Origin of the sequence: Gordonia sp. WA4-43 (assembly GCF_020520305.1) — a bacterium.
In the GTDB taxonomy this organism is placed as follows: domain Bacteria; phylum Actinomycetota; class Actinomycetes; order Mycobacteriales; family Mycobacteriaceae; genus Gordonia; species Gordonia hongkongensis.
Window position 1 is genome coordinate 5,349,242 of the sequence record NZ_CP084736.1, and the last position, 17,350, is coordinate 5,366,591.

The 17,350-nt window shown below is 68.3% G+C and carries 19 protein-coding genes; 11 read left to right on the forward strand and 8 right to left on the reverse strand.

The features are described from left to right. The first annotated feature begins 86 nt into the window (after window positions 1-86). From LEL84_RS24335 to LEL84_RS24355, 5 genes are all read left to right on the forward strand, one after another. Window positions 87-575, forward strand: a complete 489-nt coding sequence (locus tag LEL84_RS24335; protein WP_055475026.1) for a general stress protein — start codon at window positions 87-89, stop codon at window positions 573-575. Window positions 576-795: 220 nt separating this feature from the next. Continuing rightward, entirely contained in the window at window positions 796-2,208 is a 1,413-nt protein-coding gene (locus LEL84_RS24340) for an extracellular solute-binding protein (protein ID WP_226512982.1), read from the forward strand. Further along, entirely contained in the window at window positions 2,205-3,425 is a 1,221-nt protein-coding gene (locus tag LEL84_RS24345; RefSeq protein ID WP_082652962.1) for a sugar ABC transporter permease, read from the forward strand. Before LEL84_RS24340 ends, LEL84_RS24345 begins: the two co-directional genes overlap by 4 nt. 4 nt (window positions 3,426-3,429) lie before the next feature. Next, window positions 3,430-4,260 carry a carbohydrate ABC transporter permease gene (locus tag LEL84_RS24350; RefSeq protein ID WP_055475025.1) on the forward strand — a complete coding sequence of 277 codons (831 nt, stop codon included), beginning with the start codon at window positions 3,430-3,432 and terminating at the stop codon, window positions 4,258-4,260. Window positions 4,261-4,263: 3 nt separating this feature from the next. After that, on the forward strand, window positions 4,264-5,439 hold the full coding sequence (locus tag LEL84_RS24355) for an ABC transporter ATP-binding protein (protein WP_159370548.1): 1,176 nt from the start codon (window positions 4,264-4,266) through the stop codon (window positions 5,437-5,439). A gap of 28 nt (window positions 5,440-5,467) precedes the next feature. Here the strand turns inward: LEL84_RS24355 and LEL84_RS24360 are convergent, their stop codons facing one another. Both LEL84_RS24360 and LEL84_RS24365 read right to left on the reverse strand, forming a co-directional pair. Continuing rightward, on the reverse strand, window positions 5,468-6,325 hold the full coding sequence (locus LEL84_RS24360) for a chromosome partitioning protein ParB (RefSeq protein ID WP_226512983.1): 858 nt from the start codon (window positions 6,323-6,325) through the stop codon (window positions 5,468-5,470). Continuing rightward, entirely contained in the window at window positions 6,315-7,004 is a 690-nt protein-coding gene (locus LEL84_RS24365) for a metallophosphoesterase family protein (RefSeq protein WP_068969932.1), read from the reverse strand. Before LEL84_RS24365 ends, LEL84_RS24360 begins: the two co-directional genes overlap by 11 nt. A gap of 58 nt (window positions 7,005-7,062) precedes the next feature. Between LEL84_RS24365 and LEL84_RS24370 the strand changes: the two genes are divergently transcribed. The 3 genes from LEL84_RS24370 (at window position 7,063) to LEL84_RS24380 (ending at window position 8,732) form a co-directional block, all read left to right on the forward strand. Further along, a complete protein-coding gene (locus LEL84_RS24370; RefSeq protein WP_226512984.1) occupies window positions 7,063-7,656 on the forward strand; it encodes a suppressor of fused domain protein in 594 nt (197 codons plus the stop codon). A 159-nt stretch (window positions 7,657-7,815) separates the two neighbouring features. Then, complete coding sequence (locus tag LEL84_RS24375; protein WP_226512985.1) at window positions 7,816-8,532, forward strand: HemK2/MTQ2 family protein methyltransferase; 717 nt, start codon at window positions 7,816-7,818, stop codon at window positions 8,530-8,532. Next, on the forward strand, window positions 8,529-8,732 hold the full coding sequence (locus tag LEL84_RS24380; protein WP_058252716.1) for a CDGSH iron-sulfur domain-containing protein: 204 nt from the start codon (window positions 8,529-8,531) through the stop codon (window positions 8,730-8,732). Before LEL84_RS24375 ends, LEL84_RS24380 begins: the two co-directional genes overlap by 4 nt. A 40-nt stretch (window positions 8,733-8,772) precedes the next feature. Here LEL84_RS24380 and LEL84_RS24385 read toward each other — a convergent pair whose 3' ends face one another. From LEL84_RS24385 to LEL84_RS24395, 3 genes are all read right to left on the reverse strand, one after another. Then, window positions 8,773-9,810, reverse strand: a complete 1,038-nt coding sequence (locus LEL84_RS24385) for an iron-containing redox enzyme family protein (protein WP_226514401.1) — start codon at window positions 9,808-9,810, stop codon at window positions 8,773-8,775. A 140-nt stretch (window positions 9,811-9,950) separates the two neighbouring features. Next, window positions 9,951-10,610: an endonuclease gene (locus LEL84_RS24390; RefSeq protein WP_226512986.1), complete on the reverse strand. Its 660-nt coding sequence runs from the start codon at window positions 10,608-10,610 to the stop codon at window positions 9,951-9,953. A gap of 46 nt (window positions 10,611-10,656) precedes the next feature. Then, window positions 10,657-11,742 (reverse strand): magnesium and cobalt transport protein CorA, encoded by a 1,086-nt coding sequence (locus tag LEL84_RS24395; RefSeq protein ID WP_058252770.1) that lies wholly within the window; start codon window positions 11,740-11,742, stop codon window positions 10,657-10,659. 42 nt (window positions 11,743-11,784) lie between these two features. On the opposite strand from LEL84_RS24395, the gene LEL84_RS24400 reads away from it, so the two are divergent. Next, window positions 11,785-12,405 carry a MarC family protein gene (locus LEL84_RS24400; RefSeq protein WP_211538110.1) on the forward strand — a complete coding sequence of 207 codons (621 nt, stop codon included), beginning with the start codon at window positions 11,785-11,787 and terminating at the stop codon, window positions 12,403-12,405. 58 nt (window positions 12,406-12,463) lie between these two features. After that, window positions 12,464-13,414 (forward strand): glycine betaine ABC transporter substrate-binding protein, encoded by a 951-nt coding sequence (locus tag LEL84_RS24405; RefSeq protein WP_226512987.1) that lies wholly within the window; start codon window positions 12,464-12,466, stop codon window positions 13,412-13,414. Window positions 13,415-13,598: 184 nt separating this feature from the next. Here LEL84_RS24405 and LEL84_RS24410 read toward each other — a convergent pair whose 3' ends face one another. Both LEL84_RS24410 and LEL84_RS24415 read right to left on the reverse strand, forming a co-directional pair. After that, on the reverse strand, window positions 13,599-14,429 hold the full coding sequence (locus LEL84_RS24410; RefSeq protein ID WP_068969927.1) for an SDR family NAD(P)-dependent oxidoreductase: 831 nt from the start codon (window positions 14,427-14,429) through the stop codon (window positions 13,599-13,601). A 26-nt stretch (window positions 14,430-14,455) separates the two neighbouring features. After that, complete coding sequence (locus tag LEL84_RS24415) at window positions 14,456-16,018, reverse strand: flavin-containing monooxygenase (protein WP_226512988.1); 1,563 nt, start codon at window positions 16,016-16,018, stop codon at window positions 14,456-14,458. Window positions 16,019-16,206: 188 nt separating this feature from the next. Between LEL84_RS24415 and LEL84_RS24420 the strand changes: the two genes are divergently transcribed. Then, window positions 16,207-16,791: a TetR/AcrR family transcriptional regulator gene (locus tag LEL84_RS24420; RefSeq protein ID WP_226514402.1), complete on the forward strand. Its 585-nt coding sequence runs from the start codon at window positions 16,207-16,209 to the stop codon at window positions 16,789-16,791. Between the two features lie 16 nt (window positions 16,792-16,807). Here LEL84_RS24420 and LEL84_RS24425 read toward each other — a convergent pair whose 3' ends face one another. Continuing rightward, window positions 16,808-17,287 carry a DUF4383 domain-containing protein gene (locus LEL84_RS24425; protein ID WP_065632816.1) on the reverse strand — a complete coding sequence of 160 codons (480 nt, stop codon included), beginning with the start codon at window positions 17,285-17,287 and terminating at the stop codon, window positions 16,808-16,810. Between the last annotated feature and the right edge of the window lie 63 nt (window positions 17,288-17,350).

Below are 17,350 nucleotides of genomic sequence, written 5' to 3' on the forward strand. Positions count from 1 at the left end.
AACGCCCACCGGTGGGAGACCAGTCCCACTGTCGGGTCTCACCGCGACGTTCAGCACTGGAGTCTGACAACAGGGAAGGCCCCGATATGACCAATCCCATGCGCCCGAGCCGCGAGACGCCGGGACTCCCCACCCCGCCCAAGGGCTGGCCGATCGGTTCGTACGGAACCTACGCCGAGGCCCAGCGCGCGGTGGACTTCCTCTCCGACGAGAACTTCACCGTCCAGGACGTCACCATCGTGGGCGTCGATCTGATGCAGGTCGAGCGGGTCATCGGCCGGCTGACGTGGGGCAAGGTGATCGGCGGCGGGTTGGTCTCGGGTGCCTGGCTCGGCTTCTTCTTCGGCTGTCTGGTGGCGCTCGTCTTCGCCGGCTCGCCCATTGCGCCCATCCTGGTGGGCATCGTCGGCGGCATGGTCTTCGGTGTGATCTCCGCGACCATTCCGTACGCGGCGACCCGGGGCCAGCGGGATTTCGCGTCGACCATGCAGCTGGTCGCCGGCCGCTATGACGTGCTGTGCGACCCGAAAAGCGCAGAGAAGGCGCGCGACATGCTCGCCCGTCTCACCTTCTGACGTCGCCTCCCGCGGTCGGACACGGAGCGATCACAATCGCCCGCGGAATGGCACGCCCATGCCGAATGTGTTGCATGTCACGAATCCTCACGTATAGCGTTGCTCTTCGGACGCTCACGGCGGAGCACCGCTGCGGCGCCGCGTACGACATCGAGGAGGCTGCGTGCGGAGCAGGGTCAGCACGGACGGATCCATCAGCACCGACGGATCTACCAGGCGCGTGAGACGAAAGGTCCTCGCCGCGGCGGTGGCAGCGGTGGCCATGCTGCCCGTGCTGTCCGCATGTGGCTCGGGATATGAAGCGGGCGTACTCAATTTCTATCCGCCGGCCGACGGCGCGGACACCTTCGCCGAGATCGGCGACAAGTGCTCGGCCGATTCCGGTGGTGCGTACAAGGTCGTGACCACCCCGTTGCCCAAGGGCGCCGACGATCAGCGTTTGCAGCTTGCACGGCGCCTCGCGGGCAACGACAGCGGGCTGGACCTGATGGGCATGGACGTGGTGTGGACGGCCGAATTCGCCGACGCGGGTTGGATGGTGCCGGTGCCCGACGCCATGGCCGCCGAGGTGTCGGCGCGCACCCTGGGTGGTCCGCTCGACACCGCCGTCTGGAAGACCGACGACGACGAGCGGGAACGGCTCTACGCCATCCCGTTCTCCACGAACACCCAATTGCTCTGGTACCGACCGGATGTGCTCGTCGAGGACGTCGACCGCCGGCGCCCGGCGTCGACGTGGAACGGCATGCTCGAGGACGCGCTCGTCAGCGGTCGCAACGGCGGACCGACCTACATCATGGTGCAGGGCAGGCAGTACGAAGGCCTGATGGTGTGGTTCAACTCGGTACTCGCCAGCGCCGGTGGGCAGATCGTCGACCCGGACGACCCCGACAAGGTCACGCTGAACGACACCCCCGAACACCGCGCCGCGACGGTCCGCGCACTGGAGACGCTGAAGCGGGTCGCCACCGCCCCCGGTGCCGATCCGTCGCTGACCAACTCCGACGAGGGCGCCGCGCGGCTCGGCATGGAGAGCGGTGAGGCCCTGTACCAGGTGAACTGGCCGTTCGTCTTCGCCGGGATGCGCGAGAACGCCGTGGCGGGAAGTGTCGCCTTCCTCGACCTCACCGAGTACGCGAACCTCTACGCGGACACCGCGAATCCGCCGACCCCGGCGCAGGTGGTCCCGCTCAACCGCGAGATGCGGCGGGTCTTCGACTTCGCGCCCTATCCGGGCTTCGAGGGACTTCCCACGAAGACGACCCTGGGCGGCATCAACATCGCCGTGGCGAGCACCTCGCAACAGCAGGACCTCGCCTACCAGGCCGCCGAGTGCATCACCAGTGAGGCATCGCAGAAGGCGTTCTCGTTCAGTGCGGGTCCGCCGCCGGTCATCGAGTCCATCTACGACGACGCCGATTTCCGCCTCGCGTACCCGATGGCCGACGAGATCAAGCGGCAGCTCGAACCCGAGCACGCTGCTCTGCGGCCGAAATCGCCCGACTATCAAGCAATCTCGACGCTGCTGCAGGCCAAGTTGAGCCCGGTCGGCGCCTGGGAGCCGGAGGCCCTGGTCGACGAGCTCGCCGAAGCGGCCCAGAAGGCCATCGACGGGGAAGGGCTGGTCCCGTGAGCGACAACGACACTCCGCGCAACGACGCCGAGAACGCGGGCGGCAACCCCGACGACGCGGGGTTCCGCGCCGGGCGACACGCCCTCCCGGATGATGCCCCACCCCAAACCGGTCCGATCCCGATCGTCGGCGACACACCTCCGGTGCAGTCCGATCAGGTGTGGACCGCTCCGCCGGGAGGTCGGCACGAGGTGACCGCGGCGTCGTCGCACACCGACCGGCCCACTCCGGATCCCGCGCCCGCCTCGCTGTCGAAGCCGGCGACCGGGACGGGCGGGGGTACCGCGGTGATCGATCGGCCTCGGGCCGACACGCCGCCGGCCGCCCCGCGCAAGCGCAGCGAGGGCAAAACCGCCGAGCGCCGGCTGGCCTTCTGGCTCGTGGCGCCGGCCGCACTGATGATGCTCTTGGTCACCGGATACCCGATCGTGTACGCGGTCTGGCTCTCGCTGAACAAGATGAGCCTCTCGGCGCCGGGGGAACGCGAGTTCGTCTGGTTCGCCAACTACGCCACCGTCCTCACCGACAACTATTGGTGGACGGCCTTTGCCGTCACGGTCGGCATCACGGTCGTGTCGGTACTCATCGAACTCGTGCTGGGCATGGCGATCGCGCTCGTCATGCACCGGACGATCTTCGGGCGGGGCACCATCCGCACCGTCGTCCTGATCCCGTACGGCATCGTCACCGTGGCGGCGGCGTTCTCCTGGTACTACGCGTGGACGCCGGGCACCGGATATCTCGCCAACCTGCTACCCGACGGCACCGCACCGCTCACCGAGCAGTGGCCGTCGCTGGCGATCATCGTCCTCGCCGAGGTCTGGAAGACGACGCCGTTCATGGCCCTGCTCCTGCTGGCCGGCCTCGCGCTCGTCCCGGACGATCTGCTCAAGGCGGCCCAGGTCGACGGTGCCGGGGCGTGGACGAGACTGTGGCGCATCATCCTTCCGCTGATGAAGCCGGCGATCCTGGTGGCGCTGCTGTTCCGCACACTGGACGCGTTCCGCGTGTTCGACAACATCTACGTCCTCACCAGCGGGTCCAACAACACCTACTCGGTGTCGATGTTGGGTTACGACAATCTGTTCGGCGCCTTCAATCTCGGCGTCGGCTCGGCGATCTCGATCCTGATCTTCATCTGTGTCGCGATCATCGCGTTCGTGTTCATCAAGGGGTTCGGCACCGCCGCACCGGGTTCCGACGACGAGGGGAGGTAAGCCGTTGAATGCGAGCGGAAAGTCCAAGGCCTGGTGGTCGATCGCCAACATCCTGGTGATCCTGTATGCACTCATCCCGCTGCTGTGGATCATCAGCCTGTCCTTCAAGCCGGCGAGCAGCGTGACCGACGGGAAGTTCTGGCCGAGTGAGTTCACCCTCGACAACTACAAGAGCATCTTCGAGACCAGCGCCTTCACCTCGGCGCTGATCAACTCGATCGGCGTGGGTCTGATCACCACGGTGATCGCGGTGCTCCTGGGGACGATGGCGGCCTACGCGGTGGCCCGCCTGGATTTCCCGGGCAAGAAGCTCCTGATCGGTGCCGCGCTGCTGATCGCGATGTTCCCCCAGATCTCGCTGGTGACACCGCTGTTCAACATCGAGCGGGCCATCGGGTTGTTCGACACCTGGCCCGGCCTGATCCTGCCCTACATCACCTTCGCGCTGCCGCTGGCGATCTACACCTTGTCCGCGTTCTTCCGCGAGATCCCATGGGAGCTGGAGAAGGCTGCCAAGATGGACGGCGCCACCCCGTGGCAGGCCTTCCGCAAGGTCATCGCCCCGCTCGCCGCCCCGGGCGTCGTGACGGCCGCGATCCTGGTGTTCATCTTCGCCTGGAACGACCTGCTCCTGGCCCTGTCGCTGACGTCGACCGAACGGGCGATCACCGCGCCGGTGGCGATCGCGAACTTCACCGGCAGTTCGCAGTTCGAGGAACCGACCGGGTCGATCTCGGCCGCCGCGGTGGTCATCACCATCCCCATCATCATCTTCGTGCTCTTCTTCCAACGTCGAATCGTGGCCGGCCTGACCTCCGGCGCCGTGAAGGGATAACCCATGGCAGACATCGTTCTGGACAACGTCTCCAAGCAGTATCCCGACGGCTCGACCGCCGTACACGGGGTCGACATCGAGATCGCCGACGGCGAATTCGTGATCCTGGTGGGCCCGTCGGGATGCGGGAAGTCGACTACGCTCAACATGATCGCCGGACTCGAGGACATCTCCGGTGGCGAGCTGCGGATCGGCGGGGAGCGGGTCAACGAGCGCGCACCCAAGGACCGCGACATCGCGATGGTGTTCCAGAGTTACGCGCTGTACCCGCACATGACGGTGCGCGAGAACATCGCCTTCCCACTGACTCTCGCGAAGATGCCGAAGGATCAGGTGGCCGCGAAGGTCGACGAGGCAGCGCGCATCCTCGACCTCGGGCAGTACCTCGACCGCAAGCCGGCCAATCTCTCCGGCGGCCAGCGACAGCGCGTGGCGATGGGCCGGGCGATCGTGCGCTCCCCGAAGGCGTTCCTGATGGACGAGCCGCTGTCGAACCTCGATGCGAAGCTGCGCGTGCAGATGCGTACGGAGATCTCGCAGCTGCAGCAGCGTCTGGGCACCACCACGGTCTACGTGACCCACGACCAGACCGAGGCGATGACCCTCGGTGACCGGGTCGTCGTGCTGCGCAACGGGTACGTGCAGCAGATCGGTACGCCGCAGGAGCTGTACAACAATCCGACCAACGTGTTCGTGGCCGGTTTCATCGGCTCCCCGGCGATGAACTTCCTGTCCGGGCGCCTCGGCAGCGAGGGCATCGAGACCGCTATCGGCACGATCGTGCTCGACGACCACCGTGCGGTGGTCTCCCGCGCCGGCGACGTCGGCAGTGGCGGCGATGTGCTCATCGGCATCCGGCCCGAGCACCTCGAAGACGCATCGCTCGTCGACTCGACGACCCGCGGACACGGCGGGACCTTCACCGCGAACATCGACGTGCTCGAGTCGATGGGGTCCGACATCTACGCCTACTTCGGCGTCGGGTCGAGCCGGGCGTCGAGCGACGCCCTCGCGGAGTTGTCCGCCGATTCCGGAACCGATCTCGGCGGCAACCAGTTCATCGCCCGACTGTCCCCGGACTCGAAGGTGAGCCGCGGCGGTTCGGCGGAGCTGTTCTACGACGCGTCGAAGATCGCGGTGTTCGACCAGAGCTCGGGGCAGTCCCTGCGCGTCCGCTAGTGTCCCGCCGGTCCCGGCAGGCGTCGGCTCAGCGCCGGCGCCTGCGGGAGTGGTCGAGCAGTTCGTCGAAGACGTGTTCGTCCCAGATGTGCCTGCGCACAAGCCGATACCGTTCGCAGGCCACCCACATGTACAGCTCGGCGTCGCTGTCGAGGTCGGGCCGGATGCCCGCCCGGCGCGCCATCCGCACGACCGGCAGGAACTCCTCACCGAACCAGCGCCGGGCGGTCTCGGTGCGGTTGAGGAACTCGCCGATCTCCTGGCTCAGGCGGAATCCCCACGCCTCGACATTCTCGGCGAGTTCGGCGTAGTCGAACGGGAAGCTGAGTCGGATGGCCTCGGCCTGGGAGCCCTCGAGCGGCACGCGTGACAAGAAGATCCGACGGTGGTCCTTGAGGACCAGGTCGGAGGTCGCGGTGATGCCCTCGGGGGAGATGCGCGTGTGGATCAGGGTGACGTAGGCGTCGATCGTGACCCAGTTCCGCGCGATCGCGATGGACACGCGGTGATGGCCGTCGATGACGAAGTGCATCGATCCGATCCGGTACAGCTGTACCGGAGGGACGGATTCGCCGCGGCGTTGCGCGGCCGCCAGCCGTTGCCAGCGCTCCCGGCCGCGCGACGAGGTGGGCCGGAAATAGCGGTCGAAATCCTTGGTGCGGTCGACACTTCCGACGATCGAGGACACCTCGACGACCTGCAGTCCGAGTGCGGTCTCCCCGGTCCGTCCGAGCGCGGCGACGACCTCGTCGAACGGGAGGATGGTGTTCACATCGGCGGGCTGACGCATGAACCACTGCGCGAGCCGCGCGCGCTCGGCCTGGCGTCGCATCCGGGCGAAGTCGTTCTCCGCGTCGGCGTCGGGAAATCCGGTGTCACGCGCCATGTCTGCGCCTCACGATCTCGACCTCCCGGGTGGCGGGATCGAAGTCGAACTGGCAATAGCCGACGACGTTCATCGAGGTCGTCGAGGAGCCGATGGGCAGATCGGCCGGTCGTTCGCCGTACGGATGGACGTGGCCGTGGACCAGCAGCGCCGGTTGCAGCGACCGGACCAGCGGGTGGAAGCAGTCGAAACCCCGGTGGGGCAGATCGTCGCGGTCGCCGACGCCGCGTGCCGGGCTGTGCGTGAGCAGGATGTCGGCACCGCGGGGAGGTGACAGGGCGGTGGTGCATCGCAACCGGAGGGACCGCAACCGCTGCTGGGTGTCGGTGTACTGGTTGGTGCCGTTGTTGTAGCGGCGGCTGCCGCCGAGGCCGCTGATACGGAGTCCGGCGACCGTCACGGTCCGGCCGTCCGCGTTGACCGCACCGCACGGTCCGGGGTCCTCGACGGGGAGCCCGGCGCGCGTCCACCCGGTTCGGCCGCGGCGGTACCCGCGCAGGTCCCGGTCGTGATTGCCGGGCACGAACACGCACGGCGCGTCGCACAGCGACGACAGGATCTCGAGGTACTCGAACGGGAGGTCACCCGCACCGAGGATGAGGTCGGGCCGGGACTCGATCCCCACCCCGAAGGTGAGGGAGTCCACCACCTCGTCGGCGACCGCCAGAACCCGGACCATTGCTCCAGGCTAGAGGAGCACCCCGGGCCCGTGCGCCGGAGTCGGTAGCCTGTCGGATGTGAGCGAAGCCGTGACTGAGGTCGTCGGACGATTTCTCGAAGACCGGCTGGGGGCGAGCCCCCAACGTGCGTCGGTGACGTTCCTCGGTGTCGAGCCGATCGACGTCCTGCGGTTCGTGGCCGACGAGGCCGGCGATCGGGGCGAGGTGGTCTACGTGACGTCGGGGTGCGCGCGGCACCCGATGTCCGATCCCACCGACCTGCACGCCGATCCGGTCCGCGGCCCCCGTGCCGAACTCGTCGTGCGCGTGTCGTCGGGAACGCCGCTGCCCGGTCTGCACAAGCGCATGGCGACGCTGGCGGCCGCGCCGGCGGTCGAGGGCCTCGTCATCGCCGCCGATGCGCTGGTCGACCTCGGCGAACCCCTGTGGGACGGTTCGCCGTTCACCGCGGTCCTGCTCGAGGCGGACGAACTCGGGATGGTCGAGCTGCCCACGCCCATGGACCCGGTCAGCATGCTCCGCGCGGTGCCGATCACCGCCAACGAGGCCGCGTGGGTCCGACTGAAGGGTGCCGACGCACTCCGCGAGGCCTGGCGTGAGGCGGGTATCGATGTGCGGCGGCCGGATCGGGCCTCGGCAACCCCGGCCTGACCGGTCGGCGGATTCCCGGCGGACTCATCCGCGTCGAGGTTTCGGAACGTATGACAGAGGGAACATCTGACCAACTGAGTACGGTCCGTCTGAGAAGTGAGGGTGCATGGAGTCACGGGGAGCAGGGACCATCGGCACGACGGACGGGCGGTGCTCGGCGTGACCATCACCTCATCGTCGCTTCCCACAGCGACCGCAGCGCGACCCCAGCTCGATGTCTACCTGCCACAGCAGGACACCCAGTTGCTGATCGACACCCTTCGTTCCCGCGGCGTCTCGGGGGCCCGCGTGCTCGATCTCTGCACCGGCAGCGGGGCCATCGCGATCGCGGCCGCCCGGGCGGGTGCGTCGCACGTGACCGCGGTGGACGCATCGGCGGACGCGGTCGCCTATGCCCGGCGCGCGGGAGCCGACGCCGGCGTCCGGATCGAGGTGGCGCACGGTGATCTCCGGTGCCATCAGGGTCGCTACGACGTCGTCACCTGTAACCCCCCGTATGTTCCGACCCCACCGGAGTCCGAGTCGGAACTGCACCCGGCCGGCCCGTCGCACGCCTGGGACGCCGGACTCGACGGCCGGGCCGTCCTCGACCCGCTGTGCGCACGCGTTCCCGAATTGCTGGTACCCGGCGGCGCTTTCGTGTTGGTCCACTCGGAATTCGCGGACGAGGAAGCCTCGCTGCGCGCCCTGCGCGCCGGGGGACTGACCGCAGAGGTGGTGGCCGAGCGGGTCATCCCGTTCGGTCCGGTCCTCACCGCACGCGCGGGCTGGATGGAAGAGTGCGGCATGCTCGAACGCAACCGTCGCATCGAGCGTCTCGTCGCGATCGTCGCCGTCGCCCCGGGTGGTCCCGCCTCAGCCGGAGCGTCGCGGTGAGCGGGGACAAGAAGCCGAACGCGGTGCGGGTGATCCGAGGCGGACCCGTCCTGGTGTCCGGTCCCGTTGACATCGAACTCCCCGACGGCGCCCGGGTGCAGTCGGATCGGTTCATGGTCGCGGTGTGTGCGTGCGGTCGGAGCAAGAACTACCCCCTGTGCGACACCAGCCACCGCAAGAAGCGCCGCCGCGCGACCTGACGGTTCACGAGCTCCCGCCCGAACGAGCGCCGTGCCCGCATCAGATACCCGGGAAGGCGCTCTTTCCGTCGTCCCATGCGGACAGCACATGCCGGTCGAGGGCGTCCTCGACGAACAGGAAGGCGCGGATCCCGAAGATCACATCGGCTTCGGTGTCGGGCTCGGTGCGGACGAGATCACCGACGACATCGGTACGCAGGATCTGCTCGTGCACCGCATCGGCCTCGACGTGTTCGCGATAGAACCGCCGGCACGCCTCCGGGGCGTCGAGCTGTTCCAAACCGGCCAGCAGGCGCTGCGAACCGGGCGGCGAGGTGATCTCGGTGGCCGCCAGATGCCCGACCGCCGCGCCCCGGTAGCGCCGGTGAAGCCCGAACAGCGACATCAGATTGACCGGCGTGAGGGCGACGCCGGGCACGGTGTCGAGGTAGCCCAGGTAGTCGGCGCTGAGATCGGCAGCGCGGAGCAGATCGGCGAACAGCTCCTGATGCACGGCGTCGCCGCGTCCGCCGCCGAATTCGTCGAACTCGACGGCGACGTAGGCGGCCTTGGCATGCCCGCGCAGACGCGGGATCGCGAAGGCGTGTGGGTCGGCCTCCTTGAGGTGGTACAGCGAGCGCAGGGCGAAGAGTTGCCGGTACTGCTCCCACGTCCCGGCGTCGCGGAGCCGGTAGGAGGCGCCGTCACCGTCGGGGTTCTCGATGCACAGTTCGTCCATCTCGTGCTCGGCGGAATCGTCGGCGGCCATCGCCGGGACGTCGCGGTGCAGGGCGGCGAGGAATCGCTGTTCGAGCGTGGCCCGGACCGTGAGCAGGGCCGGACTCCATTCCCAACCGGCGTCGGCGTCGACGAACCCGACGTAGTGCATCTCGTAGCAGAGGTACAGCGCGAGCTGCAGATCGTCACCGTAGGGGTCGGCATCGACGACCCTCGGGTCGTCGGCCGGCACGTCGAGGACCGATGCGGACGCAGGGTCACCGCGGAGGAGATCGATCACGAGGGCCGAGAGCGGTCCGCGCGCACCCGGCAACCGGGGGCGTCGGAAGGCCGTGTCGTGCGCCGTCGGATCGTCGACCATCGGGTCAGCTGACACCTGGGAGTCCTCCTGTCGGGTCCGGGCGTCCGGCACCGCGGTGCGCGGCGGACGCCAGCTCTCCTGGGTAACCGGATCGGGGACGGCACAAACCATCACCGGGTGGTTGTGACCGTCGTCCCAGCCTAGGCCCGGTTGTCGGATCCGGCGATCTCCGCGCGCAACTGCTTGTCGAGCGAGACACGCACCAGCGCCGCTGCCAGCACCTCGGGCCGGCCGTCGGCGAGATCGGCGAGCCGTGCCGGGTCCTCGGGTAGTCCGAGGTCGCGCGCGGCGGCGAGCGCGCGTTTGTCGAAACGCGGTGCGACCCACTCCCACACCGACTGCACCTCACGCAAAAAAATGTCGGCCCCGACCGGACCGATGCCGGTGAAATCCTGGAGCAGTTCCGCCGCGCGGGTGGGGTCGGAGTCGGCGTCGTCGGCGAGCCGACGGAGATCGCCGTGGTAGTCGTCGAGGACCTTCTGCGCCGCCTCGCCGAGGCGGGTGGCGGTGCTCTCGTCGTAGCGGACGTAGTGGCCGCGGCCGAGCGCGTCGACCAGCTTCTGCCAGTCGGCGCGGGCCATCTTCTCCGGGGTCCGGTAACCGGCGGTGAACAGTTCGCGCGCGGCGGCCACCGCGATGTCCGCGGAGATCCGCGTACTGAGGAGCAGGGTGAGCACCAACAGTTCGAAGAGCGGTGACGGCGTGTTCTTCAGCGTGATGCCGGCGTCCTGCGCGTAGGTGCGGCCGGCGCGGTCGATCAGTTGTCGCGCTGTGTCCTCGGCGTGGTCCGTGCGGGTCATCGAAGCCGGTTACCCACGCCGGTGCGTGGGCAATCCCAGTCGCGGGTCACAACCAGTGACTGCGGCGGAACACGACGAACAGCGTCGCGCAGAGGGCCACCAGACAGCCCAGCACGACGGGATAACCCCACTCCTGGTGCAGTTCGGGCATGTGGTCGAAGTTCATGCCGTAGATCCCGGCGACCATGGTCGGCACCGCGGCGATCGCGACCCATGCCGAGATCTTGCGCATGTCGGTCGACTGCTGGATGCCGACCTTCGCGGCCGCGGCCTGCAGGAGGGAGGTGAGCAGTTCGTCGTACTCGAGGACCCGGTCGATGACGGTGGTGAGATGGTCGGCGACGTCGCGGAACTGGCGCCGGATCTCCTTGGGCACCAGTGGATTACCGCTCGCCGTGAGACTCTGCAGCGGGGCCGCCAGCGGTGTCACCGCACGACGGAGTTCGAGCACCTCGCGCCGCAGGAGATAGACGGGATCGATGTCGAGTGCGTGACCCTGCCGACCGAACACGACCTCCTCGATCGCCGCGACATCGGCGTCCATCCGGTCGGTGACGGCGAGGTAGCTGTCGACGACCTTGTCGGCGACGGCGTGCAGCACCGCGGTCGGGCCGAGGGCCAGACGCTCGGGGTGCGTCTCCAGGCGACGGCGCAGTTCCGACAGTTCGGTGTGCTCACCGTGGCGCACGGTCAATACGAAGTCCGGCCCGGCGAAGACCATGATCTCGCCGGTCTCGACGACCTCACTCGCCTTGGCCATCGTCTCGTGCTCGATGTACTGCACGGTGCGCAGGACGAGGAACTGGGTGTCGTCGTAGACCTCGAGCTTCGGCCGCTGGTGCGCGTGTACCGCGTCTTCGACGACGAGTTCGTGAAGGCCGAACGTGGCGCCGACGTCGGCCATCTGAGCGTCGTCGGGGGCGTGGAGTCCGACCCATACGAAGCCCTCGCCGGCGGCCCGCACCCGGGCGAGACCCTCGGTGTAGCTCACCCGTCCCGGTTGCCGGTGGCCGTCGACGTACACCGCGCAATCGACGATCGCCCGTGCGACGGGGACACGGATCTCGGGGAGCGGGCGGCGCTCGCGGCGCGGTGACAACCCGCGCGGACCAGGCCGGGGGATCGAGGGCACGAGTGCCGATGCTACCCGGCGGGCCCCGTACACTCTCCGAACGTGTCCTTCGACGTCACGGTGTACACGACGACGTTGATCACGCTGCTCGTCATCATGGACCCGCCCGGCCAGATCCCGCTGTTCCTCAGCCTGGTCGGTCAACGCTCGCCGGAGTACCGGCGGCGCGCGGCCTGGCAGGCGCCGCTCGTCAGCCTCCTGGTGATCAGTGTGTTCGCCGTCGCCGGCAAAGCCATCCTGAACTATCTCCACATCGGGATCCCGGCGCTGCAGGGCGCCGGCGGTTTGTTGTTGCTGCTCGTGGCGCTGCAATTGCTCACCGGCCTCGGCAACGCCGGTAAGCCCACGGCCGCCGACGACGTCAACGTCGCGCTGGTGCCGCTCGGCACCCCGCTGCTCGCCGGACCGGGTGCCATCGCCGCGGTCATCGTCGGTGTGAGCGGCGTCGACGCCGGATCGGGTGGTTATCTGGCCATCGCGGCAGCCATCGTCAGCGTTCACCTGGTGGTGATGCTGGTCCTGCGCTATTCGACGGCGCTCATCCGCCTCCTGGGCATCGGCGGCATCACGCTGCTCGCCAAGATCGCGGGCCTGCTCCTCGCCGCGATCGCCGTGCAGCTCATCGCCGACTCCGTCATGGGATTCATTGCCGAGGGAGCGTGAGCCGACCCGGGGACCCGCCTCGTTCGGATGTGGGACGTGCTGCGGATACGGTGGCGGGGTGACTGAACGTCGTGTCCGCAAACGTCTCATCACGGTGGCCGGTCTGATCGTCGTCCTGGCGGTGGTCATCGCCGGGTGCGCCGACGACTCGTCGTCTCCACCACGCGGGGTGGTGATCGGCTCGTCGGAGGACCCGGCGATGCGCGTGATGGCTGAGGTGTACGCGGGTGCGTTGCGCAATTCCGGATCGGTGGTGTCCGGTGACCAGCTCCGCGGCGACGCGCCGGCGCTGCTGAACGAGATGGACCGCGCTGCGCTCGATCTCTTCCCGGCTTTCACCGGGGAACTGCTGACGTTGTTGTCCCCGTCGTCTACCGCGATCGGCGCCGAGGACGTCTACAACGACCTGAACCGCTCACTCCCGCAGGGGGTTTCGGTCGGCGATGAGACGCCGGTGTCGGCGGCGCCGCAGATCTTCGTGTCGACGGCCCTCGCCGGGGACGTCGGGGCCACCGGACTCGAGGACTGCGGCCGACTGCCGGCGGGCCTGCCGGTCGTGGCCGTCGCCGAACCCGATGACTCGACGATGCGTGCCTTCGCCGACGCCGGTTGTGCCTTCGGTCCGGTCGAGGTCACCGCCACGGGAGAGGAGGTACTCCGACGTGCCGCCGACGGCGGCGCAGTCGGACTGCTGACCCCCCTCGAGATCGCCGGCGAGGACGCCGACGGGGCGTCGTCGGAGGTCCAGGCGCTCCGCACATCACCGGGTGGTGGCGACACCGCGGACGGTGTCGCGGCTGCCGAACCTGCGGACGAGACGGGTCCGCGGGCGGAGGTGCTGGTCCCGGTGTTCCGTTCCGCGGCGCTGAACCGCGATCAGGTGAAGGCCATGAACAAGGTGGCGGGCGAGATCACGACCGCCGATCTCGCCACCATGGCGGCCGAGGTCGACGGCGGTGCGGACCCGCGCGACGTCGCGCTGGCCTGGCTGGGCGAACACGGGCTGTAGGGAAGACACGACAACGCCGTGCTCATTCGGCCCGCTCGCTTGCTCCCGGCGCCGTGCTCATTCGGCCCGCTCGCTTCGCTCCCGGCGCCGTGCTCATTCGGCCCGCTCGCTTCGCTCCCGGCGCCGTGACACCGACACGCCCCGACCGCGTGTCGGTGTCACGACCTGTGTGTGACCCCGGCGCCTAGCGCGCCTTCGACAGCGCCCAGCCGGTGAGCTTCGCCGACACCCACTGGTACTTCGAGGCGACGAGGCGCACCGACAGGTCCAGGATCTTGGCGTCGGTGCCGACCAGGATGCGTGCCTTGTTCTTCCGGACGCCCTCGATGATCACCTCGGCCGCATCCTCACTCGTCATCCGGGCGAGGTAGCGGTCGAAGAACGCGGCCGTGGCCTTCTGGTCGTGATCCCCGGACACGGTGGCGTTCCGGGCGATCGCGGTCTTGATCCCGCCGGGATGCACACACGACACCTGCACCGGGTGCTTGGCGATGATCATCTCCTGCCGCAGCGCCTCGGTGAATCCGCGCACCGCGAACTTGGCGGAGTTGTAGGCGGCCTGGCCCGGTTCGGCCAGCAAGCCGAACAACGACGAGGTGTTCACGATGTGCCCGTCCCCGGACGCGATCACGTGCGGCAGAAACGCCTTGGTGCCGTTGACGACTCCCCAGTAGTCGACGTCCATCACCCGTTCGATGTCCTTGAACTCGGTGCGCTCGATCTCACCGTGGTGGGCGATGCCGGCGTTGTTGAACACGACATTGACCACGCCGAAGTGCTCGGCGACGGTGTCGGCGTAGGTGAGTACCGCTTCGCGCTCGGCGACGTTCAGCAGCTGCGAATGCACCTCGGCGCCGGCCTCTGTCACCAGCTTCTCGGTGACGGCCAGGCCGTCGGGGGTGACGTCGGAGATGGCCAGCCGCGCACCGCGACGCGCGAGCTTGACCGCGATGTCACGGCCCATTCCCGAACCGGCGCCGGTGATCACGACGACCTTGCCGCGAAAGTCCTTCATGTCTTGTCTCCTGTGGGTGGGTTCGGTCAGGCGTTGGCGGTGGCGGGCGACGCGATGTCGTCGCCGGTGGCAGAACCGGCCGGCACCGCGGGTGCGGCGGATCGCCGGGCACCGCGGGTCACATCGTAGGCGGCGACGTCGAAGGAACGGGTCGTCTGCCGGAACGCGAAGGTGAAGCCCGGCCACAGTGTGGTGATGTTGCCGTTGGCGTCCTTGTACCAGGAGGCACACCCGCCGTTCACCCACACGCTGTTGCGCAGCTTGTGCTGGATTCCGGCGTTGAACTCCTGCTGGGCGGAGAGCTTCACCTCGGTCCGGGTGATCCCCAGCGCGCGAGAGGTTTTCAGATAATCGACGAGGTAGTTGAGCTGCGACTCGATCATGTACACCATCGAGGTGTGGCCCAGCCCGGTCGACGGGCCCACCATCAGCATCATGTTCGGGAAGCCGTGGACGAACGAGCCCTTGTAGCCCTGCATACCGATCTCGTTCCACACCTGCGCGAGGCTGCGGCCGTCCTTGCCGATGATCTTCTCGAACACGGGGGAGTCGGTGACGTGGAATCCGGTGGCGACGACGATCACGTCCACCTCGCGGACGGTGCCGTCCTTCGACACGATCCCGGTCGGGGTGATGCGGTCGATGCCGTCGGTCACGAGATCGACGTTCGGGCGGGCGAGGGCCGGGTACCAGTCGTTGGACCGCAGGATGCGCTTGCAGCCCACCTGGAAGGTCGGGGTGGCCTTGCGCCGCAGCTCGGCGTCGCGACCGATGCCGCGCAGGATGTTGGCGCGGCAGAGCAACTCGACCGGCTTGAGGGCCTTGGGGGAGTAGGTCAGACCGAACGCGACGACCTCGTTGGCGGCGTAGATGCCACCGCGGACCGCGGACTGGTACCCGGGGACGTTCTTGTAGGCCCAGTGCTCGACGGAGCTGTAGGCGCGCTCGGTGCGGGGGACGATCCACGGTGCGGTCCGCTGGTACACGTCGAGGCGCCCGGCGACCTTCGCGACCTCGGGAACCAGCTGGATCGCCGACGCACCGGTCCCGATCACCGCGACGCGCTGCCCGCCGAAGTCGTGGTCGTTGTCCCAGCGCGCGGAGTGCACGATCTTGCCCTCGAAGGACTCGATGCCCTCGATGTCGGGGAGGTTGGGCTCGCAGAGCGGGCCGACACCGCCGACCAGGACTCGTGCCCGCACTTGATCGGTCTTGCCGTCCTGCAGGGTGTCGATGATCCAACGGCCCTCGTCCTCGTTCCATGCGGTCCGCGTCACCTCGGTGCCGAAGCGCGCCTTCGCGCCGATTCCGAACCGGTCGGCGACCCCGTTGATGTAGTCGTGGATCTCGGGCTGGTGAGAGTAGGACCGCGACCAGGTGGGGTTCTTCGCGAACGAGAAGGAGTAGAGCTGCGAGGGCACGTCGCACGCTGCGCCCGGGTAGGTGTTGTCGCGCCAGGTCCCGCCGAAGTCGCTACCGCGATCGAGGAGCACGAAGTCGTCGAAGCCGTTCTGCTTGAGACGGACCGCGGCGCCCAGACCCGAGAAGCCGGCACCGATGATGGCGATCTCTACATCGTTCGTTGTCATGGTGTCACCATAAGGTGGTACTGAACACGTGTCAATAGTTATTGAACAACACTCAATAGAGGGTAGGCTGGCGGCGTGCCCAGTAGACGAGGACGTGCGCGGTGTCGGTGACCAACGGCAAGACGACCGGCGACGAGTCGATCGGCGACGACGGCGGTGACCGGCGCGTGCCGCACAAACGCACGCGCATGAGTCCCGAGGCACGTCGTGACCAGCTCATCGACTACGGGCTCGCGATGGTCAGGGAACGACCGCTGGAGGAGATCACGATCGACGCGATCGCCGAGGCCGCCGGGGTGTCGCGCGCCCTGCTGTTCCACTACTTCGCGTCGAAGCAGGAGTTCCACGTCGCGATCGCACAGGCCCAGGCCGACCGGATGCTCGCCCGCACCGAGCCGGACGAGTCCCTCGGCGACCCGATCGCGATCCTGACCGCGTCGATGGCGGCCTTCGTCGACTACGTGAGCGAGAACCGGACCGCCTACACCGCGCTGATCCGCGGCGCGTCGAGTTCGGACGCGGCGATGCGGGAGGTCGTCGACCGCACCCGCGAGGTGATGGTCGGCCGGGTGCTCGACCACGCGCCCGTGTTCGGGGTCGAGGTGACGCCGATCGTCGAGATGAGCGTGCACGGCTGGATCGCGTTCGTCGAGGAGACCACGATCCGCTGGCTCACCGCCGAACCGATCGACGCCGAAGCGCTCACCCGAGACGAACTGCTCGCCCTCATCACCGCCGCGCTGCCCGCCCTCGCGGCGGCGACGATCCAGTAGAGGCCGGCGACCGGGTTCAGATCCGCTGACCGCCGACCGGTCCCGTGCGGCGGGTGCCGGTTGGGACCGAACGACCGCGCAGGAGCAGGCCGAGACCGACCATCCCGACGCCGAGTACGAAGTGCAGCCAGTTGTCGGCGGTGTTCACCGGGACGAAGTTGGCGGCGCTGTGGTGGTCGATCAGGAGTCCGTACACCCAGAGCACCAGGTACACCGCGCCGCCGGCCACGAGGTAGAGGAACGACGAGGACGCCGTCCGCGCCATCAGGATGCCCGCCACGCCGAAGAGCAGGTGGACGATGTTGTGCAGAACCGACACCTGGAAGATCCCCAGGAGGGCGGCCTCGGAATGATGGCCGGCGAAGGTGAGGGTGTCGTAGCCGGTGGTGATGCCCGGGATGAAACCCAGGATGCCGACGAGAAGGAACACCGCACCGACCGCCAGTGCCGCGATCTGGATGGGTGACCGGGCGGTTCGCGCGTTCGCAGATGTCATGAGAGCCGACCTCCGGAAGAGACCTGGATCGTCGCGGCGGGTTCTGCACCACGGCAGGGGACG